General features: G+C 68.6%; 19 protein-coding genes and 1 pseudogene. 6 read left to right on the forward strand and 14 right to left on the reverse strand.

Translation table 11 applies throughout. The features are described 5' to 3' along the window. Positions 1–9: 9 nt before the first annotated feature. Entirely contained in the window at positions 10–936 is a 927-nt protein-coding gene (gene rbsK / locus GQ57_RS07750) for a ribokinase (RefSeq protein WP_034197549.1), read from the reverse strand. A gap of 238 nt (positions 937–1,174) precedes the next feature. Here rbsK and GQ57_RS07755 point away from each other — a divergent pair, with 238 nt between their 5' ends. Continuing rightward, positions 1,175–2,272: a LacI family DNA-binding transcriptional regulator gene (locus GQ57_RS07755; RefSeq protein ID WP_031398093.1), complete on the forward strand. Its 1,098-nt coding sequence runs from the start codon at positions 1,175–1,177 to the stop codon at positions 2,270–2,272. A gap of 22 nt (positions 2,273–2,294) precedes the next feature. Here GQ57_RS07755 and GQ57_RS07760 read toward each other — a convergent pair whose 3' ends face one another. The 7 genes and pseudogenes from GQ57_RS07760 to GQ57_RS07785 all read right to left on the reverse strand — a co-directional run bounded on the left by GQ57_RS07760 (position 2,295) and on the right by GQ57_RS07785 (position 9,388). After that, the gene (locus GQ57_RS07760; protein WP_034197550.1) at positions 2,295–3,329 is read right to left on the reverse strand and encodes a lysozyme inhibitor LprI family protein; all 1,035 of its coding nucleotides are present in this window, start codon (positions 3,327–3,329) and stop codon (positions 2,295–2,297) included. A gap of 147 nt (positions 3,330–3,476) precedes the next feature. Next, positions 3,477–4,535 carry a CobW family GTP-binding protein gene (locus GQ57_RS07765; protein ID WP_052001161.1) on the reverse strand — a complete coding sequence of 353 codons (1,059 nt, stop codon included), beginning with the start codon at positions 4,533–4,535 and terminating at the stop codon, positions 3,477–3,479. Further along, positions 4,532–6,199, reverse strand: a complete 1,668-nt coding sequence (locus GQ57_RS07770) for an amidohydrolase (RefSeq protein WP_034197551.1) — start codon at positions 6,197–6,199, stop codon at positions 4,532–4,534. Before GQ57_RS07770 ends, GQ57_RS07765 begins: the two co-directional genes overlap by 4 nt. Positions 6,200–6,235: 36 nt before the next feature. After that, on the reverse strand, positions 6,236–7,630 hold the full coding sequence (locus GQ57_RS07775; protein ID WP_034197593.1) for a sodium:solute symporter family protein: 1,395 nt from the start codon (positions 7,628–7,630) through the stop codon (positions 6,236–6,238). A gap of 85 nt (positions 7,631–7,715) precedes the next feature. Continuing rightward, entirely contained in the window at positions 7,716–7,913 is a 198-nt protein-coding gene (locus tag GQ57_RS07780; protein ID WP_031398088.1) for a DUF3311 domain-containing protein, read from the reverse strand. A 205-nt stretch (positions 7,914–8,118) separates the two neighbouring features. Then, a pseudogene (locus tag GQ57_RS43625) lies at positions 8,119–8,357 on the reverse strand (DUF4172 domain-containing protein); the annotation flags it as partial. 113 nt (positions 8,358–8,470) lie between these two features. Then, complete coding sequence (locus GQ57_RS07785) at positions 8,471–9,388, reverse strand: LysR family transcriptional regulator (RefSeq protein WP_031398087.1); 918 nt, start codon at positions 9,386–9,388, stop codon at positions 8,471–8,473. A 128-nt stretch (positions 9,389–9,516) separates the two neighbouring features. Between GQ57_RS07785 and GQ57_RS07790 the strand changes: the two genes are divergently transcribed. Together GQ57_RS07790 and wrbA are read left to right on the forward strand one after the other, a co-directional pair. Next, positions 9,517–10,242, forward strand: a complete 726-nt coding sequence (locus GQ57_RS07790; RefSeq protein WP_031398086.1) for a pirin family protein — start codon at positions 9,517–9,519, stop codon at positions 10,240–10,242. Between the two features lie 60 nt (positions 10,243–10,302). Then, positions 10,303–10,905: an NAD(P)H:quinone oxidoreductase gene (wrbA, locus tag GQ57_RS07795; RefSeq protein WP_031398085.1), complete on the forward strand. Its 603-nt coding sequence runs from the start codon at positions 10,303–10,305 to the stop codon at positions 10,903–10,905. A 103-nt stretch (positions 10,906–11,008) separates the two neighbouring features. Here wrbA and GQ57_RS07800 read toward each other — a convergent pair whose 3' ends face one another. The 6 genes from GQ57_RS07800 to GQ57_RS07830 form a co-directional block, all read right to left on the reverse strand. Then, entirely contained in the window at positions 11,009–11,314 is a 306-nt protein-coding gene (locus GQ57_RS07800) for a hypothetical protein (protein ID WP_031398084.1), read from the reverse strand. 700 nt (positions 11,315–12,014) lie between these two features. Then, positions 12,015–13,049: an alpha/beta hydrolase gene (locus GQ57_RS07810; protein ID WP_034197553.1), complete on the reverse strand. Its 1,035-nt coding sequence runs from the start codon at positions 13,047–13,049 to the stop codon at positions 12,015–12,017. A gap of 57 nt (positions 13,050–13,106) precedes the next feature. Beyond that, the gene (locus GQ57_RS07815) at positions 13,107–13,532 is read right to left on the reverse strand and encodes an organic hydroperoxide resistance protein (protein WP_031398081.1); all 426 of its coding nucleotides are present in this window, start codon (positions 13,530–13,532) and stop codon (positions 13,107–13,109) included. A gap of 224 nt (positions 13,533–13,756) precedes the next feature. Next, on the reverse strand, positions 13,757–14,323 hold the full coding sequence (locus tag GQ57_RS07820; RefSeq protein WP_034197554.1) for a TetR/AcrR family transcriptional regulator: 567 nt from the start codon (positions 14,321–14,323) through the stop codon (positions 13,757–13,759). Between the two features lie 404 nt (positions 14,324–14,727). Beyond that, positions 14,728–16,524 (reverse strand): S8 family peptidase, encoded by a 1,797-nt coding sequence (locus GQ57_RS07825; protein WP_081896618.1) that lies wholly within the window; start codon positions 16,522–16,524, stop codon positions 14,728–14,730. 325 nt (positions 16,525–16,849) lie between these two features. Then, positions 16,850–17,143, reverse strand: coding sequence for a hypothetical protein (locus GQ57_RS07830; protein ID WP_160257509.1), 294 nt, complete (start codon positions 17,141–17,143; stop codon positions 16,850–16,852). 17 nt (positions 17,144–17,160) lie between these two features. Between GQ57_RS07830 and GQ57_RS07835 the strand changes: the two genes are divergently transcribed. From GQ57_RS07835 to GQ57_RS07845, 3 genes are all read left to right on the forward strand, one after another. Further along, positions 17,161–17,673, forward strand: coding sequence for a DUF4262 domain-containing protein (locus GQ57_RS07835; RefSeq protein WP_052001162.1), 513 nt, complete (start codon positions 17,161–17,163; stop codon positions 17,671–17,673). A gap of 195 nt (positions 17,674–17,868) precedes the next feature. Next, complete coding sequence (locus GQ57_RS07840; RefSeq protein WP_031398076.1) at positions 17,869–19,041, forward strand: porin; 1,173 nt, start codon at positions 17,869–17,871, stop codon at positions 19,039–19,041. A 106-nt stretch (positions 19,042–19,147) separates the two neighbouring features. Continuing rightward, complete coding sequence (locus GQ57_RS07845; RefSeq protein ID WP_031398075.1) at positions 19,148–19,792, forward strand: glutathione S-transferase family protein; 645 nt, start codon at positions 19,148–19,150, stop codon at positions 19,790–19,792. The last annotated feature ends 11 nt before the right edge of the window (positions 19,793–19,803 follow it).

The following is a 19,803-nucleotide window of genomic DNA, read 5'->3' on the forward strand; positions in this document are numbered from 1 at the left end:
TTCAGGCATTCAGGCATTCAGGCGCGCCACGTCCTCGCGCGTCGGGATCGAGGTCTGCGCGCCGTGGCGCGTCACGCTGATCGCGGCCGCGCGCTGGCCGAAGCCGATCGCGTCGTCCATCGACGCGCCGCCCGCGCGCGCCGCCGCGAACCCGCCGACGAACGTGTCGCCGGCCGCGGTCGTATCGACGGCAACCACCGCCATCGCATGCAGCCGGCCGTTGCCCGCGCTGCCGCGCCAGCAGACGCCGCGCGCGCCAAGCGTGACCAGCACGTTGCCGACGCCCCGCGCGCGCAGCGCATCGGCGGCGCGCACGGCCGACGCGTCGTCGCCGACGGCGACGCCGGTCAGCGATTCGGCTTCGGTTTCGTTGACGACGAGGTAGTCGACCCGCGCCAGCAACGCATCGTGCAGCGGCTGCGCGGGCGCGGGATTCAGCAGCACCGGCGTGCGGTGCGCGCACGCACGGGCGACGGCGTGCGCCACGGCGGCGACCGGCACCTCGAGCTGGCATACGAGCAGCGCGGCGCCGGCGATCGCTTCGCGGGCCGCATCGATCCGGCCGGTATCGACGCACGCGTTCGCGCCGGGCACGACGACGATGCTGTTCGCCCCGCCGCCGTCGACCGTGATCGCGGCGACCCCGGTCGCCGTGCCGGCGACGCGATGCAGGTGCGTCACGTCGATGCGCTCGGCCGCCAGCGCGTCGTGCAGGCGCGCGCCGAACGCGTCGTCGCCGACGCAGCCGATCATCGCGACCGACGCACCCAGGCGCGCGGCCGCGACCGCCTGGTTCGCCCCCTTGCCGCCGTGAACGGTCTGGAAATCCGTGCCGAGCAACGTCTCGCCCGGCACCGGCAGGCGCGGCGCGCGTGTGACGAGGTCGATGTTCACGCTGCCGACGACAGCGATTCGCGGTGGATGAAAGTGCGTCATGAACGAATGTAACCGCTTACATCAACGACGAACAAAATAGCCGAACCGGCCTTCAACGCTGAAAATTTCACGATATGGATAGAATGGATGTCCGGCATCATGTGGAACGACGTCAAGATAGCGCTTACATTCTCACAAGGGCGAACGGGAATGCAAGTGTCGCCACCACGAATCGAGGGTAAACAATGACGCAATTGATCACGCGCGGCGGCGCCGCCGCCCCGCCGGGAGACGGCCGATGAGCACGCCTCCGTCCCGCGGCGGCGCGACCCGGACGCGCCGCGGCAGCGGCCGCTCGGTGCTCGGCGACGTCGCCAGGCTCGCCGGCGTGTCGACCGCGACCGTCTCGCGCGTCTACAACGATCCCGGCAAGGTGTCGGCCGACGTGCAGCAGCGCGTGCGCGACGCGGCGCGCGCACTGAACTGGATTCCGAATGCGGCCGGCCGCGCGCTCGCATCCACCCGCACCCACATCACGGGCGCGATCATCCCGACGCTCGACGACCAGGTGTTCGCGTCGCAGGTCGCGGGCATGCAGGCGGTCATGGCCGGGCACGGCGTCACGCTGTTCCTCGGCTGCTCGAACTACGATCCCGCGCAGGCGCTGGCGCAGGTGCGCGCGATGCTGTCGCGCGGCGTGGAAGCCGTGTCGCTGGTCGGCGAGGCGTATCCGCCGGAACTGTTCGAACTGCTCGCGCTGCATCGCGTGCCGTATGTCGTCACCTACGCGTATCGCGACGACAGCCCGCACTGCTGCGTCGGCTTCGACAACCGCGCGGCGTTCGCGCAGCTCACCACCCATCTGCTGGACCTCGGCCACCGCGATTTCGCGATCGTCATGCAGCCGTCGGCCGACAACGACCGCGTGCAGGCCCGCCTGCGCGGCATCCACGACACGCTTGCCGCGCGCGGGCTCGCGGTGCGCCCCGTGCATCAGCACGAGGGCCCGGCCACCATCGCCTTCGGGCGGGCCAGCCTGCGCGCGATCGCCGGCAGCGACGCGGCGACGCGGCCGACGGCCGTGATCTGCGGCAACGACACGCTCGCGCTCGGCGTGTTGCTCGAGGCGCAGGCGCTCGGCATCGACGTGCCCGCGCAACTGTCGGTCACCGGGTTCGACGACATCGCGCTCGCGCGCGAGATCCAGCCGCCGCTAACGACGATGTGGGTCGACACCGACGCGATCGGGCGCCAGGCCGCGCACGCGCTGCTCGATGCGCTCGAGCACGGCGCCACTGGGGCCGGCCATGCCGTCCTGCCCGAATTGCGGACGCGGGCATCGGCCGCAGCGCCCGCGCGGCCGCTGCCGAAGACACGCGCGGTCGCCAGGAAATGACGGCGCGCGGCGCCCCGCCCGCTCACGGCATCAGGTCGACCGGCAGCGTCTTGTCGAGCGTGTCGTGCCACGCACGGATCGTCTTCGGCACGGTCCGCTTCCACGCGGGCACGTTCGAGTAATAGCGCATCCGTACGTTGCTCTGCGCATCGAACACGAGCAGCCCGATCCACAGCCCGGTGCCGCGGCGCATCACGATCGCCGCATTCGTGGTCGCGATGCCGCGCACCCAGTACGACGTCACGCGTGCGCCGAGCCCGTCGAGATCCTTCTCGTCGGCGCCGTAATTGACCGTATCGACGAGCGCCTGGTAATCGGCGCCCAGCAGCCGGTGCGCGGCCGCATTCTGCTGCGCGTCGGCGAGCACGTCCAGGCTCACGAGATCCGCGGGCGGCTTCGCCTGCGCCTGCGACGCCGTCACGTAGTCGCCCAGGTAGACGACGCCCGCGCCCGCGCCGCAATCGGCGTCGTCGCCCTGCTGCACGACCTGCACGCGGGCGCCCGTGCGGCTGAAATCGAGCCGGCATCGATCGTGCCGGAACGTGCCGTGGTTGCCGTGCAGTTCGATATCGCCGCCCAGCTCGCCGACATTCGCGCCGTTGTTGGCGCTCAGTTCGAAATGAAGATGCGGCGCCGTACCGGTCAACGTCAGCACGCCGCCGAACGACGGATTGCCGCTGTCGCGGTACCACGTCTGCTGCCAGCGGTCGGCGGCCAGCGGCGTGCCGTTCAGGCTCGCGAGCCGTTCGCGGTAGCGGTCGTCCAGGCACAGCGCATCGTCGCCGCAGCGGTCGCGCTGCTTGAGCCACTTCAGCTGCGCGGCCTTCGACGCGGCCGTGTCGCCGCCTTTCGCGAGCGCCTGCCGCCACGCCGCCGCCAGTTCGCCGTCGAGCTTCGACAGCCCGGCATCCGCGCAGATCGCCTTCTCCGCCGGCGAAGCCGCCTTCGCGCAGTCGAAGCCGGCCGCATGCGCGGCGAGCGGCAACAACGTCAGCATCAGCAGCGCGGATGCCGCGACGGATCGCCGTGGCGGGCGGCGCACATCGCATGCAGGCATCGCGGCTTGCCCGCCGGGATTCGATCGGTTCGGAAGAGTCATGTCTGGATCGTCGCTGGGTGGCGCGCCCGTCAACGCAGCCTGCGGCCGCATTCCACGGGGCAACGCCCGGCCCGGCACGGGGCCCGTGCCGGGGCTCGCCGAAGCCTAACCCGAATGCGCGACGCCGATCAATCGATCGGTGGATGCCGGCGCGGCCGTGGCGTCGGTCGCGCGGCATTGCGCGATGCCGTCGCGCAGCGCGGCCTCCGTCGCCGCATCGAGGATCCCGATGAACACCATGACGCCGCCGCCGTCGTGCGCGCCCGGCCCTTCGTCCTCCGGCGACGAGAAGCGGATGCGCCGCGCGGCGACCTGGCACACGCGCGTGGCCGGCGTGCCGTGCGCATCGGCCACGCGCACGATGCCCTTCGCACGCAGGATCGTGCGCGGCAGCGCCTTCAGCCACGCGCGCAACCGCACCTTGTCGAGCACGTCCGGCGCGGCGACGGTCACGCTCGCGAAGGCCGGCATCGCATCGTGCCCGATCGGCCGGTGCGGACGCGCGATGGCCGGCACGCGGCGGCCCTCCGGCACGGCCGCGTCGAACAACAGCGCCAGCGGGATCTCGCCATGCCGCGCCGCGACCACGATATCGGTCGGCGCACCCGCGCGCACCGCGTCGAGCGCCGCATCGCGCCGCGCCGGCGCCAGCAGGTCGAGCTTGGTCACGACGATCGCGCCCGCGCCGTCGAGCTGGCGCTGCGCCATTGCGCCGACGAGCGGATCGGCGAGCGTGTCGCGCCACGCGAGCGCATCGGCGACGACGAGCACCGACGTCAGCCGGAACGCGCCGTTCAGCAATCCGATCTGCGCGATCTTCGCCGGGTCGGCCACGCCGCTCGCTTCGACGAGCAGCAGCTCGGGCCTGATTTCGCGCGTCGCGATGCGCGTCAGTGCATCGACGAGCGCGCCGCCGATCGTGCAGCAGATGCAGCCGTTGTCGAGTTCGATCACGTCGTCGCCGCGCGCGCGCACGAGGCGTGCGTCGATGTTCACCGCGCCGAAATCGTTGACCAGCACCGCGATGCGCCGGCCATGCGGCGCCTGCAGGATCGCGTTGACGACGGTCGTCTTGCCCGCGCCGAGATAGCCGCCGACCACCGCGAGGTCGATCGGCGCGCGCGCGGCCGCGGCGGGCTCGACGATGCCGGCGGTCGCGCTCATCGCGGCGACCGGAACACGCGCCCGCCGAGCACGGTGCCCCACACGGCCAGTTCCTTCAGGCGTGCCGGCGCGCACCGCGACGGATCGTCGTCGAGCACCGCGAAATCCGCGAACTTGCCGACCTCGATGCTGCCGACGAGATGATCCATCCGCAACGTGTACGCCGCGCCCAGCGTGATCGCGTGCAGCGCGTCGTCCACGCCGAGCCGCTCGCCCTCGCCGAGCACGCGCCCGGACGCCGTCTCGCGCTGCACCGCGCACCACGCGGTAAACAGCGGGTTCAGCGGCGTGATCGGCGCATCCGAATGCAGCGCGAACGGAATGCCGAGCCGCCGCGCGGAGCCGGCCGCGTCCATCCGGTTCGCGCGATCGGGGCCGATGGTCTGGCTGTAGTGCGCATCGCCCCAGTAGTACAGGTGATTCGCGAAGAAGTTCACGCACATCCCGAGCGCGCGAATGCGTGCGAGCTGTGCGGCGTCCGCCATCTGGCAATGCTGCAGCGTATGGCGATGATCGGGGCGCGGATGGCGCGCGAGCAGCGTCGTCATCGCGTCGAGCACGACGTCGGTCGCTTCGTCGCCGTTGGTATGCACGTGCAGTTGCAGCCCCGCGCGATGAAACGGCTCGAACACGTCGACGAGCTGCGCGGGCGGAATCAGCCACAGCCCGTTCGGCTGCCCGCCCGCGTAGCCGGGCCAGCGCACGCGCGCGGTAAAACCCTGGATCGAGCCGTCGACGATGAACTTCACGGGCCCGAAATGCAGCTTGTCGGTATTGCGCCCGATCTCCGCGAGCACGCTGTCGGCCGAGCGCGCCGGGTTACGCTGCGGCGCGAACGCCGGCACGATCCGCACCGGGTAATCCGGATCGGCGGTCACTTCGTGCAGCGTCCGGTTGCCGTCGGCCGACAGGTCGTTGACGAGATCGGTAGCCGTCGTCACGCCCGCGAGCTGCGCGACGCGCCCGAAGTTCCGGATCGCATGCGGCTTCTCGCTGGCCGAAATCGCCAGCTTGCCGCCGATCGCCTGATAGACCGGCAACATCGCCGCGAACTCCTGCAGCTCGCCGGTCGGGCGGCCGTCCGCATCGCGCGACACGCCGTCGACGTCGGTGTCCTCGTCGATGCCCGCCCGCGCGAGCATCGCGCCGTTCACGTTCATCAGGTGCACGCTCGCATGCAGGATCGCGATCGGCCGGCGCGCCGACACGCGGTCGAGCTCGCGCACGCTCAGCCGCGCCGTACCGAAGAAGATCGGATCGAAGCCCCATGCGAGCAGCGGCCCGTCGTCGGTCATCGCGCGCTCGGCGCCGGCGAGCCGCTCGAGCACCGCATCGAGCGAGCGCAGGCCCGGCCACAGCGTGCCGTCGGGGCCGCGCCGGTCGTAGTAGCCGACGTACACGGCGTCCCACATCGCGCCTTCCATCAGGTGGCAGTGCCCTTCGACGAGCCCCGGCATCAGCACCTTGTCGCGCAGCGTCGTATCGGTCGTGCAGGCGCCGAACCGCGCGGGCCACGCGGCCGCGTCGGCGGCCTCGCCGACCGCGAGGATGCGGCCGTCGCGCACGGCCACGTGCGTGGCCGACGGCTGCGCGGGATTCATCGTCAGGATGCGGCGCGCCGTGAAAACCGTCACGGGGGCGCCCGGGGAAGCGGATGCTGGCATGGGAAGCTGCTCTCCTTGCGGCGGATCGCCGATGCGTCAGGATACGGCGTATTGCTTCACGGGACGACCGTGCAGCATGGCATGCACGGCCGCGACGACGAGCACGTTGACGACCAGGCACACGAGGCCGAGGTTGACGCCGCCGAAGCCCACATGGAACACGTAGAAGACCATCGCGAGCGCCTGGCCGCAGATCATCCCGGCGCCCACCGCGACGGGCCGCACCCGGCGTCCCGCGAGCAGGATCAGCACGCCCGGCAGGAACTGCGTGACGCCGTAGTACGTGGTGTTGATCAGCGTGAGCATCAGGTTCGGCGTGAGCAGCGTGGTCGCGATCGACAGCAGCAGGTAGCCGACGATCACGTATTTCGCCGCGCGCTTCTGGCGCGACTCGGGCAGGTTCGGCATCAGGTTGCGCGTGACGATGGGTCCGATCGCGAGGCAGATGCCGGCCAGCACGAGCAGCCCCGACAGCGCGGCGCCCGCCGCGACGAGGCCGATCAGCCAGCCGGGCAGCAGATGCATGACGGCGGCGAAGAACGCGTCGTTCGGCGACGCGAGCGTGAGGTGCGCGGTGATCGCGTAGTACGACGCGATCACGAGGAACGGATACATCAGCATGTAGAGCGGCATCGCCACCTGCGTACGCCGGATCGCGTCGGGCCCGCGCGCGGTGAAGAAATTCTGCGCGGCGAACGGCATCAGGTAGAAGCCGAGCGACTGGAACAGCATCGTGCTCATCGAGAAGCGCAGTTGCGCGCCGCTCATCGTGTTGCTGACCTGGCGGCTCGCGGCGTCGAACACCGGGTGCACGCCGCCCGCCTGCCACGCGACGGCCACGCCGGTCACGACGATCGCGAGCACCATCAGGATGTCCTTCAGGATGGCGATATACGCCGACGCGCGCACGCCGGAGATCGCGATATAGGTGAACGCGAGCGCCGCGCACACGAGGATCAGGTACAGCGGCTGGACCTGCCAGCCGAGCCCCTTGAGCGCCGCGACGAGCCCGGTGAACTGCAGTTGCCCCCACGGGATCAGGAACAGGATCGACGCGCACGCCACGGCAAGCTCGAGCCCGCGGCTGCGGTAGTGGCCCTTGAACAGGTCGGGCAGCGTGATCGCGTTGTGCCGCTTGCCGGCCTCCCAGATCTTCGGGCCGACGAAATAGCCGATCGGGTAGGCGAGCAGGATGTAGCCGAGAAACCAGACGCCGTAGGTCGGCCCTTTCGCGTAGATGCCGCCGGGAAAGCCGACCATCGTGCCGATGCTGTAGATCTCGCCCGCGGTCAGGAAGAACACGAGCGCCGTGCCGAACTGGCGCGACGCGACGAAGAAGTCGTGCACGCTCTGCTTGCCGCGGCCGCGGCCGGACCGGACGGCGAGATAGAGCGACAGCGCGATCAGCGCGACGAAGACGATCGTTGACATGCGCACCTCGGCCAAAGGACGGAAAGCGTGGGGTTCGCCGGAAAGCCCGTGCGGCCGGCGCGCCGCGGGACAGCGGATGCGCGCGCTATGCGGCGCCGCCCGCGCGGCGATCGAACAGCATCCAGCATGCGAACAGGCAGCCGGAGGTCAGCACGAACCACGCGAAGATCCACATGAAGACGAACGGCACGCCCAGCACGTAGCGATCCTGCGCGGCGACCCAGGGCAGCACGCCCATCACGCCGAGATACGGAATACCGATGCCGATCAGGTACCTGAGCATGCGTGTCTCCTCGAAAGCCGGTTCGTGCGGAAGGGCGGTACGCGGGGGCGGCGGATATCGCCTGAACGGCATCCGGCGTCGAATCCAGTATTCGAAGACAAAAAGGCGCGGGATAGTGCCAGACGCGGGCAATCGCTTGGGCCAGTGGTCTGCCGCCCGGTCGGTGCGGAAACGATCGAAGAGGCGCGCCTTGACCCGATGGCGCGAGCGCCGTGTGCGCGTGATCGACAGCCCTGCCGGGCGCGGTCGGGAACCACGCGGGCCATTCCGTGACGTCAGGCGCGCCGCGCTGCGTACGCTCCGGCACGTCGTTCGCAATTCGCATTGCGCTCGCGCCGGATTCGCGCCGACAGGCTGGGGAAGCGCTGCGGACTGCGGGCGGCACGCGCCAGGCCCCGATCCCCGAGCGCGCGCAATGCGGCCGTTGCCGTCGTCGAACCGATGGAACGGCAATCTCCGCGCACGATGCGGAGACCCCCCCGCCGATTCACCGCACGACTCGTCATTCTCCACACATCCTGCGGAGAATGACGCCCTGTTCACCGCGCCCCCGCCCGCTACCGCGCCCGACCCGCCCTGCCCTTCGCCGCCGGCGCGGCGTTCCCGAGCCGCTCGGCGAGAAACCCGATGAACGTGCGCAGCGTGACGAACCCTTCCCGATGCTGCGGAAACACCGCATTGAGGGTGATCGGCGACGGCGCATACGCGTCGAGCACCGGCACGAGCGCGCCGCTGTCGAGCGCCGCGCCGACGATGAAGTGCGGCAGCAGCGCGATGCCGAGCCCCGCGATCGCCGCGTCGCGCACGACTTCGCCGTTGTTCGCGACGAGCGGCCCCTGCACGTCGAACGTGCGCGCGGCGCCATCGACGCGGAACTCCCAGCCGACGCGCCGCTCGCGCCCGTACAGCACGCACGTGTGGCCGGCCAGATCGGCCGGCGTCGCCGGCGTGCCGTGCCGCTTCAGGTACGCGGGGCTCGCGCACGCGATCATCTGCCACGCACCCAGCGGGCGCGCGATCAGCGTCGAATCCTCCAGCGAGCCGATCCGCAGCACGAGATCGAAACCCTCGCCGATCAGGTCGACGCGCCGGTCGGTCAGGTCGAGGTTCAGCCGCACGGCCGGATGCGCGACCAGGAATTCGGCGATCAGCGGCGACACATGGGTGATCCCGAACGACAACGGCGCGCTGATCTTCAGCGACCCGTGCAGCTCGGTGCTGCGCACCGACATCGCCTGCTCGGCGTCGGCGATCTCCGCGAGGATCCGCTGGGCCCGCACATAAAACTCCTGCCCCGATTCGGTCACCGCGAGATTGCGCGTATTGCGGTGCAGAAGCCGCACGCCGAGCGACGCCTCCAGCGCCATCGTGCGCCGGCTGACGAACTGCTTGGACAGCATCAGCTGATCGGCCGCCGCCGTGAAGCTGCCCGCGTCGACGGTCGCAACGAAGATCCGCAAGTCGTTGAGTTCCATATTGTCCACTCCATAGCGACAGTCATTATCTCTACGGCGATTTATTTGTCAAATCGATTGACCTAAGATTCATCTCAACGAACGGCCGGGCCCACTTCCGAGGTCCGGCGACTTCAAGGACAGAAATCATGATCGAAATCCGTGCAGCAAACCAACGTGGCCGTGCGGAGCATGGCTGGCTCAGCTCCCGTCATACGTTTTCGTTCGCGAATTACTACGATCCGAAGCAGGTCGGCTTCTCCGACCTGCTCGTGATCAACGACGACCGCGTCGCACCGGCCCGCGGCTTCGGCACGCACCCGCACCGCGACATGGAGATCCTGTCGTACGTGCTCGACGGCGCGCTGGAACACAAGGACTCGATGGGTACCGGTTCGGTGATCGTGCCGGGCGACGTGCAGCTGATGAGCGCGGGCACCGGCGTGCGCCACAGCGAGTTCAACCACTCGCCGGAAATACCGGTCCACTTCCTGCAGATCTGGGTCGGGCCGGCCGAGAAGGGCGCCGAGCCGCGTTATCAGCAGACGAATGTCGCGGCCGGCGACAAGCGCGGCAAGCTCACGCTGGTCGTGTCGCCCAACGGCGACGCCGGTTCGCTGAAGATCCGGCAGGACACGCGGATTTACGCGGGCCTGTTCGACGGCGCTGAGCGCGCCACGCTGGACCTGGCGCCGGACCGCTTTGCCTACGTGCACGTTGCACGCGGCAGCCTGACGGTCAACGGCAAGACGCTCGGCGAGGGCGACGGCGCACGCATCCGCGGCGAACGAACGCTGACGTTCGCCGACGGCGACGACGCCGAAGTGCTGGTGTTCGACCTGCGCCCGGTCGAAGTCACGGCCGAATGGGCATGACGCCCGTTCGGGAAACCGGGCCCCGCTGAAGCGGGGCCCTTTTAATCGGAGATTCGCAACATGGCCAAGGTACTCGTTCTCTACTACTCGTCCTACGGGCACGTCGAAACGATGGCGCAACACATCGCGGAAGGCGCACGGTCGGTGCCCGGCGTCGAGGTCACGCTCAAGCGCGTGCCGGAAACGATTCCCGTCGACCAGGCAAAGGCGATCGGCGTGAAGGTCGACCAGGCTGCGCCGGTCGCCACGGTGGACGAACTCGCCGACTACGATGCGATCATCTTCGGCACGCCGACCCGCTTCGGCAACATGGCCGGCCAGATGCGCACGTTCCTCGACCAGACCGGCGGCCTGTGGATGAAGGGCGCGCTCGTCGGCAAGATCGGCAGCGTGTTCGCGTCGACCGGCACGCAGCACGGCGGCCAGGAAACGACGATCACGTCGTTCCACACGACGCTGCTGCACCACGGGATGGTGATCGTGGGGGTGCCGTACGCCTGCAGCGGGCTCGTCAACATGAACGAAATCACCGGCGGCACGCCGTACGGCGCGACGACGCTCGCGGGCGCGGACGGCAGCCGCCAGCCGAGCGCGAACGAACTCGATATCGCGCGTTACCAGGGCAAGCACGTCGCGACGCTGGCGAGCAAGCTCGCGTCGTAACACGCCGCACTACCCCGCCATGTGACGTCACGTCACGCAAGCGCAAACGCAAACGGCGCCGGTCGATCCGGCGCCGTTTGCGCGTTGTGCGGCTTTCCGGCCGTTACTGGCCCGACGCCGGCGCGGCGGGCGCCGCCTTCGTCGCGGGCGCCTTCTGCGCGGCGTTCTGCGGATAGTTGCTCTGGTCGTTGGTCAGCCGGTAGCCGCTGCCCGTGCCGATCGACTTCAGGTCCGATGCGTGCCGCGCCCGGGCCGCCTTGCGGGCGGCCTTCTTCTGCGCCTTGTCGAGCTGCTTCTGCGTCGGCGCTGACGCCGGGTCCTGCGCGTACGCCGCCGGCGCGGCGGTCAACAGCAGACCGCACGACGCCATGACTGCCACTGCTACCGAAACCACGCGAGACTGCTTCATGGCCGGATCTCCTTGTCGATTGTTGGTTGTGGGTAAGACACCGGCGCGCACGCGACGGCCTGCGACAACGGCGCCGATGCAACGTTAGCCGATCGCCGCGAGATTGTCCGTGTGCGTTGCCGAATTCTCCCGATAACGGCGCCGATACGTGCGCGCCGCCGGCGCCGCCGTTTCGGCACCGCGTCCGCGCCATCCGGGAAACCGATAACGCCCGGGCGCCCCGCCCGGCCGGTGCTCAAACGCGGCGCGACAACGGTAGCACGCCAGCGGAATCGATACGACGAAGGCCGCCGGCACGCCGTTCAACCCCATTCCGCGCCCGTCGAACGCGCCGGCTTCCACGCCGACCCGGCACGCGCACGGTGCCTGCCCTGCCCGGCGCGGCGGCGTTCACGAAGGTAATGGCGATGCCGCACCGGGGCGTAAAGGCGTGGGCGCTCACGCACGGGTAGCAGGTAGCAGGTAGCAGGTAGCAGGTAGCAGGTAGCAGGTAGCAGGTAGCAGGCAGCAGGCAGCAGGCAGCAGGCAGCAGGCAGCAGGTAGCAGGTAGCAGGCAGCAGGCAGCAGGCAGCAAGCAATCCGCATCAAACGCCCACCCCGCCGCCCGCATGCAACAAAGGCGAGCCTCCGCCCGCCTTCCGATGATGCGCGGCCGCGCTGCGCCCGCCCCGGGCCACAACGCGGCCGCGAACCCGCCGCGTTACTTCAGCCGCGTCGCGATTTCATTGCCCATCGCCTTCATCGCGGCCTTCGTCGGCGCATCGCCGGCCAGCACGTTCAGCAGACCGAAATCGTGAATCGTGCCGTCGTAGCGCGTGGTCGTCGCGTCCACGCCGGCCGCGTCGAGCTTGCGGCCGTACGCTTCGCCTTCGTCACGCAGCACGTCGAACTGCGCGACCTGGATCAGCGCGGGCGGCAGGCCCGTCAACTGCGCGGTGCTCGCGCGCAGCGGCGACGCGTAGATCTCGTTGCGTTGCGCGTCGTTCTTCGTGTAGGCGTCCCAGAACCACTTCATCATCGGCCGCGTCAGGAAGTGGCCCTGCTGATACGTGTTGTAAGAACCCGTGTCGAAGTTGTGGTCCGTCACCGGCCACAGCAGCCCCTGGAAGCGGATCGCGGGTCCGCCCTTGTCCTTCGCCATCAGCGCCACGACGGCCGCCATGTTCCCGCCGACACTGTTGCCCACCACCGCGAGGCGGCTGCCGTCGACGCCGATCTCCGCGCCGTGCGCGGCCACCCACTTCGTCGCCGCATAGGCCTGGTTGATCGCGACCGGGTAATGCGCTTCCGGCGACGGCGTGTAGTTCACGAACACCGCGACGGCGCCCGACTGCACGACGAGATCGCGCACCAGGCGCTCGTGCGTCGGGAAATCGCCGAGAATCCAGCCGCCGCCGTGGAAGAACATGAACACCGGCAGCGTGCCCGTCGCGCCCTGCGGGCGCACGATCGTGACCGGCACCGACAGGCCGTCCTGCTCGATCGCGCGATTCGACACGTCGATGCCGGACAGATCCACCTTCGCGCCGTTCTGCGCGTCGACCAGCACCTGGCGCGCCTTCGCGGGGCTCAGCGTTTCGAGGCCCGGGCCCTTCTGGCCGTTCAGCGCGGCGAGGAACCCGCTCGTCGTCGCATCGGGCCGGACGGTGTCGGCGCCGGCGGCGAACGCGGCAGGGGCGGAGGACAGGGCGGCTGCGACGGCGGCAGCGATCAGCAGCGGCTTGACGATCTTCATGATGGTATTCCTTGGCTCAACAGGTGAATGACGATGGATGTTTCGCAGTACGTGACATCAGGCGAGCGTCAGCGTGACGTCGATGTTGCCGCGCGTCGCGTTCGAGTACGGACAGACGACGTGCGCACGGTCGATCAGCGTTTGCGCGGTGTCGCGATCGAGGCCCGGCAGCGAGATCTTCAGTTCGACCTCGATGCCGAAGCCGTTCGGGATCGCGCCGATACCGACGCTGCCTTCGATCGCGGCGTCCGCGGGCATCGCGATCTTGTCGCGGGCCGCGACGAACTTCATCGCGCCGATGAAGCACGCGCTGTAGCCGGCGGCGAACAGTTGCTCGGGGTTCGCGCCCGCACCGCCCGCGCCGCCCAGCTCGCGCGGCGTGGTCAGCTTCAGGTCGAGGTTGCTCTCGGGCACCGTCGCACGGCCGTCGCGGCCGCCGGTGGCTTTTGCATGGGCGCGGTACAGCACTTTTTCGATCGACATGACAGACTCCTTTTCAATCAGTGAGTGAAACAGCCTTCCAACCCGGGGCCGCTTGCCGGTGGCGCTGCCGCCGGCATCGCGCTTGCTTATCTACTCATAGATAGATAAACAGCCCCAAAAAAATGCAGGGGATCGATCCACCTGCTCCAATCGTCTATCTATCTGCAGATAGACAACCAAACCCGAAAAAAGGCGGCGAACCGCCCGACCGCTTGCGCTGCCTGTCAGGGCCGCGTTTTCCAGACGGCCTCGACATCCTCGAGACGCGCCCGCGTATGGAACAGCCGGCTGGCCAGCACGCTGCCCTGGAACGCCGCGTACAACGTGCGCGCGGCCGTCTCGGGCTTGCCGCTGAACTGCAGCGTGCCTTCCTTCGCGCCCTGCGCCAGCAATTCCGCGAGCCAGCTTTCGTTGGCCTTGAAGAACGCCTGCACCGCCTGCCGCACGTTCTCCGGCAGCGATTCGATGTCGGCCGCCAGCATCCCGCACAGGCAGATGCGGTCGCCGTCGCCGAGCGTCCGGCCGAACAGCTTCGTGTACAGGCTCAGCTTCACGTCGGCCGGCAACGCCGGATCGATCGCCCGCATGGCCGCGACGACTTCGTCGCTGTAGACCGCCACCGCTTCCAGCACGAGATCGTCCTTCGACGGGAAGTAGTAGTGGATGCTCGACGTCTTCACGCCCACCAAGTCGGACAGGTCTCGATAGCTGAAGCCGTTGTAACCGCGCAGCATCATCAGCGTGATCGCGTGGTCGAGAATCTGTTCGCGGACGGTCGGTTTCGGTTCCATGGATCGAACTTTATCTACTCATAGATAGACAATCAAGGACTTTCTTCAGAGTGCGACGCATGATCCGCCTCTACGCGCGGAAGCGGCCCGTGTGCCGCCCGTGAGGTCACCACCGCGAATTCCGCTCGCATCCACAACATTCGTCGAGCAGGTTTGCGACAGCCATCCGCCGTCACAACGCAAATCGAGTGATCGCGGATTGACCGGGGCAGACGGCTCCCGGCTCCGGGCGCCCGTCGCCCCGCCGTCGAGGAGTACCTGCCCCAGGCGCCATGACAGACAAGCTGCCGGGTCGGGAAAAACTCCGTGCGACCTGGCCATCGCTTCCTGCCATACCAAAGTAGATCAGCAGGCTACCGTCGACCGGAACCAGTGCCACCCTACGAGGTCGCCATGCCGGCCTGTCACGCGCCCGGCTTAGTCGCAATGACGTTTCCGACACTATCCAGGTAATGAGTGCCTGTATCGGTTTGGCCGTCGATCGGGTGCGATACCGTCGCGCCTTGCGCCGGAACGGCGCCCGGCGCGCTTGCTGCGCCACCGACCGACGCTCCTGGAAGGTTCCCCTGGGGCACGGCGGCGCCTTGTCTTTGCGCCGCCGCCACCGCAGCAGCCGCATCGACGATACCCGCACCAGCCGGACGGGCGCGACAGGACAGCGACGCTCCTGCCGCCCCGGATCGGGCCGTCTGCTTCAGGATGTCCGCGATTCTTGCCGGCGAGAGGGCCGGGTTGACGGTCAGCATCAGCGAGACGACCCCGGCAACCTGGGGGGCCGCATAGCTGGCGCCGCTCCCCGCGTTATACGCGTCGCTTCGGGGAACGCTGGTACCCGTATTCGTGGTCGACCATACGTTGGCGCCGGGCGCGCTCAGCGTGATGTTCGGGCCGAAATTGCTGTCCCACGCACGACGGCCGGTGTTGTCGGTCGACCCGACGGCAATGACCCCTCGACAGTTGGCCGGTCGGTCCCGGGCGGACCGGACACCATCGTTCCCGGCGGCGACGACGATCGTCGAGCCGGCCGCGACGACATCGTCGATCGCATGCTGGAGTGCGTCGCCGCATGGGCCGTTGCCGCCGAGGCTCAAGTTGATCACTTTGGCAGGGTAGGGATTCGCAGGTACGTTCGGAACGGCTATTCCGGCCGCCCACCGAAGTCCGTCGATGAGGTCGCTGGTCGGTCCGCCGCATTTGCCGAGCACTCGAACCGGCAGGATCTTGCCATACCAATTCGCGCCGACGATCCCGATGCCGTTGTTCGCGCTCGCTCCGATCAGGCCCGCCACCCTCGTGCCGTGCCAGGAACTCGTGTGCGGGTCGCACTTGCGGAACGGGCCTGTCGGATCGTTGGACTCGTCTTTCGTGACCCAGTCGCCGGGATCGGTTGCGTCCGGCCCGCGCCCGTGACCGTTGTTGCCGGTGATCGTGCTGGTGAGAAAGTCGTACCCGGGGAGCAGGTTGCCGACGAGATCGGCGTGCGGAACATATCCGGTGTCCAGCACGGCGGTCACGACACTCGGCGCCCCCGTCGTAATGTCCCAGGCGCCGGGTAAATCGATGCCGGCCGCCCCGCTCATGAAATTCCATTGCCTTGCAAACTCCGGGTCCGTCGGTATCGCCCGCACGGTCATAGCGTCGTCTAGCTCCACGCCGGCCACGTCCGGGTCCGCCGCGAACGCCGATGCGAGCGGCGCAAGACGGTCCGCGGAAACGACGTCGTCGACGGCAATGAGCGCTGTCGACGCGAACAGCATTCGTGCCACGCGTGGCGCCGGACTGGCTCTCGTCGCGGCATAGACCTGCTTGCTCACGCTCTTGCCGGTCGTCCTCGACATCACCCGGGCGATCACGGCGTCGAAGCGACGGGCCGGATCGAGTGTGGCCATCGCCCGGGCGCCGGGGCCCATTCCCGTGGTGGGCAGCAGCGTCACGATCAGGCCGGTCGCGCGTCGATCCACATCCGCCGTGGCAGTCGCCGGAGTCGTCCGGTCCTGGGCATCGCAGCGGGTATCGTCGGCAGGCGGTGTCGGTGGATTCGCAGGAGCGACAGGGGTCGGGCTCCCCCCACTATCTGCCGGCTTCGTCGGTACGACAGCCGGCGGCTTGCCGTCTCCTCCGTCGCCTCCCCCACACCCCGCGATCGGGCCGACGGTCGCGACCAGGAAACAGGCGTATGCCACCTGCAAAGAAAACTTCATAGAGACCCCGTGTTGTGTTGGCAGGCCCACGTGCCCCCCGGCCGTAGAGCAAAGCCGGAATGTCGGCTCGAGGTGCCGTTGCACGAAGCGCCCGGCACTTGGGGTGACCACTCTATCGACGACCCGGCCCGATTAATGTCGTCACTTCGTCGACGTTCGTAACGAATTCTTCAATTCCTGCTCGATAAAAGCGACAATCCTCGCTCAAATGTCAACTGATTAGGCATGCTTAATTTTATGATTTTCTTGTCGGAGAATCCCGTTGAATCCCCGGCCCCGGTCATCTACTTGAACCGGCGGGCAGGCACAAGACCGTGCTTGCGCCTCATCCCGGGCCGGCCGTGACGGAAGGATCGTGCTCGATGAAGGGCGCATCGTCGAGGAAGGTTCGCACCGGCAGTTGCTGAAGGGCGGCAGCATCCATGCGGCGCTGTGGGCGCACCCGCGCGGCGGGCGGGTTCCCCCGCGAAACCAGGGAAGCTGCGCAGCAAGCCAGCGGCGCGATCCGCGCCGCCCGGGCCGCCATGGCAAGATGGCGCACGTCGATCGGCGGCGTCACCGACCGCGATCGCATGCCCGGCGGCTGCACGCCGCCGCCCGGTTTCATATCGACCGACACGGATCAAGGAATACGCCATGACCACGCGACCGGATATCGCCACTGCGCTGGATGCGCCCGATTCCGTACTCGACGACGTCGAGCAACGCTTCGTGAGCCGGATCCGCGAGCACGGATGGTTCCGCACCGAAGTGTTCGCGGAAGCGGACAATCCGGGCTTCTCGTTCACGACCGGGTTCTGGGTGAACCACGGCTTTCCGGAGATCATCGTGTTCTCGTTGCCGGCGCGCATCGTCCACGACGTGCTGTGGGACGTCTACCGGATGATCGCGGCGGATACACCGCCGCCGGTCGGTGAAGTCACGGCGGCTGTCTACGGCAACGCGAACGCGCTCCTGATGCCGGTGGCGAAGGCGCACTACGCCGCGCACCTCGGCTGGAGCCGCTGGTTCTACGGCAACGACGAGTTCCCGTGCGTCCAGTTGCTGTGGCCCGACCGCAACGGGGTGTTTCCCGGGCAACCGGGTGCGGACGATGCGTTGAACGCGGCGCAGCCGCGTCTGTACGCGCCCAGGGGCGATCGGCATTGAAGCATGCCGCGCGGTGCCGGGCAGCCTCGGCAACCGGCGACGCTCGCACCGGGCAGCCAGCGTCATGCCGTTGCGCGCGCACCGATCCCCGTGCGGCCTCATAACGATCCGACAATTTATTGGTTCCCTTGACGATACGCGATCCGTATCGTTCACCGATTCGCCAGACTCATCGACCAACAGGGGAACCCGATAATGAAACCAATCCGGTCATTCGCACTGCTCGCGCTGCCGGCCGCGCTCTTCGCCGCCGGCGCACATGCACAAAGCAGCGTCACGCTGTACGGCATCGCCGATGCGGGCATCGCATACGTGCACAACGCGCAGAACGCGAACGGCAGCAACGCGTCGAGCCTCGTCAAGTTCAGCAGCGGCAACCTGTCGGGCAGCCGCTGGGGGCTGCGCGGCACCGAGGATCTCGGCGGCGGCCTGTCCGCGCTGTTCCAGCTCGAAAACGGCTTCAACATCGGCACGGGCGCGCTCGGCCAGGGCGGCCGCGAATTCGGCCGCAAGGCCGTCGTCGGCCTCGCGAGCAGCACGTACGGCACCGTCACGCTCGGCCGCCAGTACGATCCGGTCGTCGACCTCGTGCAGGGCCTTACGCAGGACAACTACTTCGGCGGCGTGTTCGCGACGCCGGGCGACCTCGACAACTACGACAACAGCCTGCGCGTCAGCAACTCGGTGAAATACACGAGCCCGCTGATCTCCGGCTTCCAGTTCGAAGGCCTGTACGGCTTCGGCGGCGTCGCGGGCGCCACCGGCAGCGGCCGCACGTACAGCTTCGGCGCAAGTTACGCGAACGGCCCGCTGTCGCTCGGCGCCGGCTTCTTCTACGCGAACGGCGGCTCCTCGGTCACGAATGGCGTGCGCACCTGGTCGAGCAGCTCGGACACGCTGTTCAACACCGTGATCAACCAGGGCTTCTCGAGCGCGAAGTCGATCCAGATCGTGCGCGTGGCCGGCCAGTACGTCGCCGGGCCGGCCACCTTCGGCCTCGCGTATTCGAACACGCAGTACGGCGCGGACACGCTGTCGGCCTTCACCCAGAACGCGAAGTTCAACAACGGCTCGGCGTTCTTCAACTGGCAGTTCTCGCCGGCGCTGCGCGCGGGCGTGGGCTACAACTACACGTCGCTGACGGGCCCGGCTTCCGCGCACTACAACCAGGTCAACCTCGGCGCGGATTACGCGCTGTCGAAGCGCACCGACCTGTACGCCCTGTTCGGCTACCAGAAGGCGAGCGGCAACACGCTCAACGCGAACGGCGCGCTCGTGAAGGCCGACGCGTCGGTCGGCTCGTACGGCGTGAACTCCGGCACCGACACGCAGGAACTCGCGATCGTCGGCATCCGCCACAAGTTCTGATCGCGTCGTCGCGCGACGACGACAACCGGCAGGCGCGCACCTCGGTGCGCGCCTGTCGCGTTTACACTGTCGGCGTTCCCGTTCCGCACAACACAAGGAGACCCGAATGCTGACCGTATGGGGGCGCCGCAACGCGTTCAACGTCCAGAAGGTGATGTGGCTCGTCGACGAGCTCGCGCTCGCGCATCGGCACGTGCCGGCCGGCGGGTCGTTCGGCGAGCTCGACACGCCGGGTTTTCTCGCGATGAACCCGCACGGGCGCGTGCCCGTGATCGACGACGGCGGCACGGTCGTCTGGGAATCTCACAGCATCCTGCGCTACCTCGCCGCGCGCTACGGCGCGCCCGCCTTCTGGCCCGCCGATCCGGCCGAGCGGTCGCGCGCCGACCGCTGGATGGACTGGTCGCAGACCACGCTGCAGCCGGCGTTCCTCAACGGCGTGTTTCGCGGCTATTACCGGACGCCGCCCGAACAGCGCGACACCGAGCGCGTCGCGCAGAGCATCGCGCAGTGCGCGCAGCATTTCCGGCAGCTCGACGCGGCGCTGGCCGGGCAGGCGTTTCTCGCGGGCGACACGCTCTCGCTCGCCGACATCGCGGCCGGCACGCATCTGTATCGCTATTTCGAACTCGACATCGCCCGGCCGGACCTCCCGCACGTGCAGGCATGGTACGAACGACTGCAGGCGCGGCCCGCGTACCGCACGCATGTGATGATTCCGTTCGACGACCTGCGCGGGCGGCTCGACTAGGCATCGCGCCG

Origin of the sequence: Burkholderia sp. MSh2 (assembly GCF_000731655.1) — a bacterium.
Lineage (GTDB): Bacteria > Pseudomonadota > Gammaproteobacteria > Burkholderiales > Burkholderiaceae > Burkholderia > Burkholderia paludis.

Bases quoted from the DNA above. Each gene is read 5' to 3' on its own strand.
- wrbA (WP_031398085.1), top strand. From the start codon at position 10,303: ATGGCCAAGGTACTCGTTCTCTACTACTCGTCCTACGGGCACGTCGAA.
- rbsK (WP_034197549.1), bottom strand. From the start codon at position 936: ATGACGCACTTTCATCCACCGCGAATCGCTGTCGTCGGCAGCGTGAAC.
- GQ57_RS07835 (WP_052001162.1), top strand. From the start codon at position 17,161: ATGACCACGCGACCGGATATCGCCACTGCGCTGGATGCGCCCGATTCC.
- GQ57_RS07770 (WP_034197551.1), bottom strand. From the start codon at position 6,199: ATGCCAGCATCCGCTTCCCCGGGCGCCCCCGTGACGGTTTTCACGGCG.
- GQ57_RS07810 (WP_034197553.1), bottom strand. From the start codon at position 13,049: ATGAAGATCGTCAAGCCGCTGCTGATCGCTGCCGCCGTCGCAGCCGCC.
- GQ57_RS07815 (WP_031398081.1), bottom strand. From the start codon at position 13,532: ATGTCGATCGAAAAAGTGCTGTACCGCGCCCATGCAAAAGCCACCGGC.
- GQ57_RS07785 (WP_031398087.1), bottom strand. From the start codon at position 9,388: ATGGAACTCAACGACTTGCGGATCTTCGTTGCGACCGTCGACGCGGGC.
- GQ57_RS07840 (WP_031398076.1), top strand. From the start codon at position 17,869: ATGAAACCAATCCGGTCATTCGCACTGCTCGCGCTGCCGGCCGCGCTC.
- GQ57_RS07820 (WP_034197554.1), bottom strand. From the start codon at position 14,323: ATGGAACCGAAACCGACCGTCCGCGAACAGATTCTCGACCACGCGATC.
- GQ57_RS07765 (WP_052001161.1), bottom strand. From the start codon at position 4,535: ATGAGCGCGACCGCCGGCATCGTCGAGCCCGCCGCGGCCGCGCGCGCG.
- GQ57_RS07760 (WP_034197550.1), bottom strand. From the start codon at position 3,329: ATGCCTGCATGCGATGTGCGCCGCCCGCCACGGCGATCCGTCGCGGCA.
- GQ57_RS07775 (WP_034197593.1), bottom strand. From the start codon at position 7,630: ATGTCAACGATCGTCTTCGTCGCGCTGATCGCGCTGTCGCTCTATCTC.
- GQ57_RS07755 (WP_031398093.1), top strand. From the start codon at position 1,175: ATGAGCACGCCTCCGTCCCGCGGCGGCGCGACCCGGACGCGCCGCGGC.
- GQ57_RS07800 (WP_031398084.1), bottom strand. From the start codon at position 11,314: ATGAAGCAGTCTCGCGTGGTTTCGGTAGCAGTGGCAGTCATGGCGTCG.
- GQ57_RS07845 (WP_031398075.1), top strand. From the start codon at position 19,148: ATGCTGACCGTATGGGGGCGCCGCAACGCGTTCAACGTCCAGAAGGTG.
- GQ57_RS07790 (WP_031398086.1), top strand. From the start codon at position 9,517: ATGATCGAAATCCGTGCAGCAAACCAACGTGGCCGTGCGGAGCATGGC.
- GQ57_RS07825 (WP_081896618.1), bottom strand. From the start codon at position 16,524: ATGAAGTTTTCTTTGCAGGTGGCATACGCCTGTTTCCTGGTCGCGACC.
- GQ57_RS07780 (WP_031398088.1), bottom strand. From the start codon at position 7,913: ATGCTCAGGTACCTGATCGGCATCGGTATTCCGTATCTCGGCGTGATG.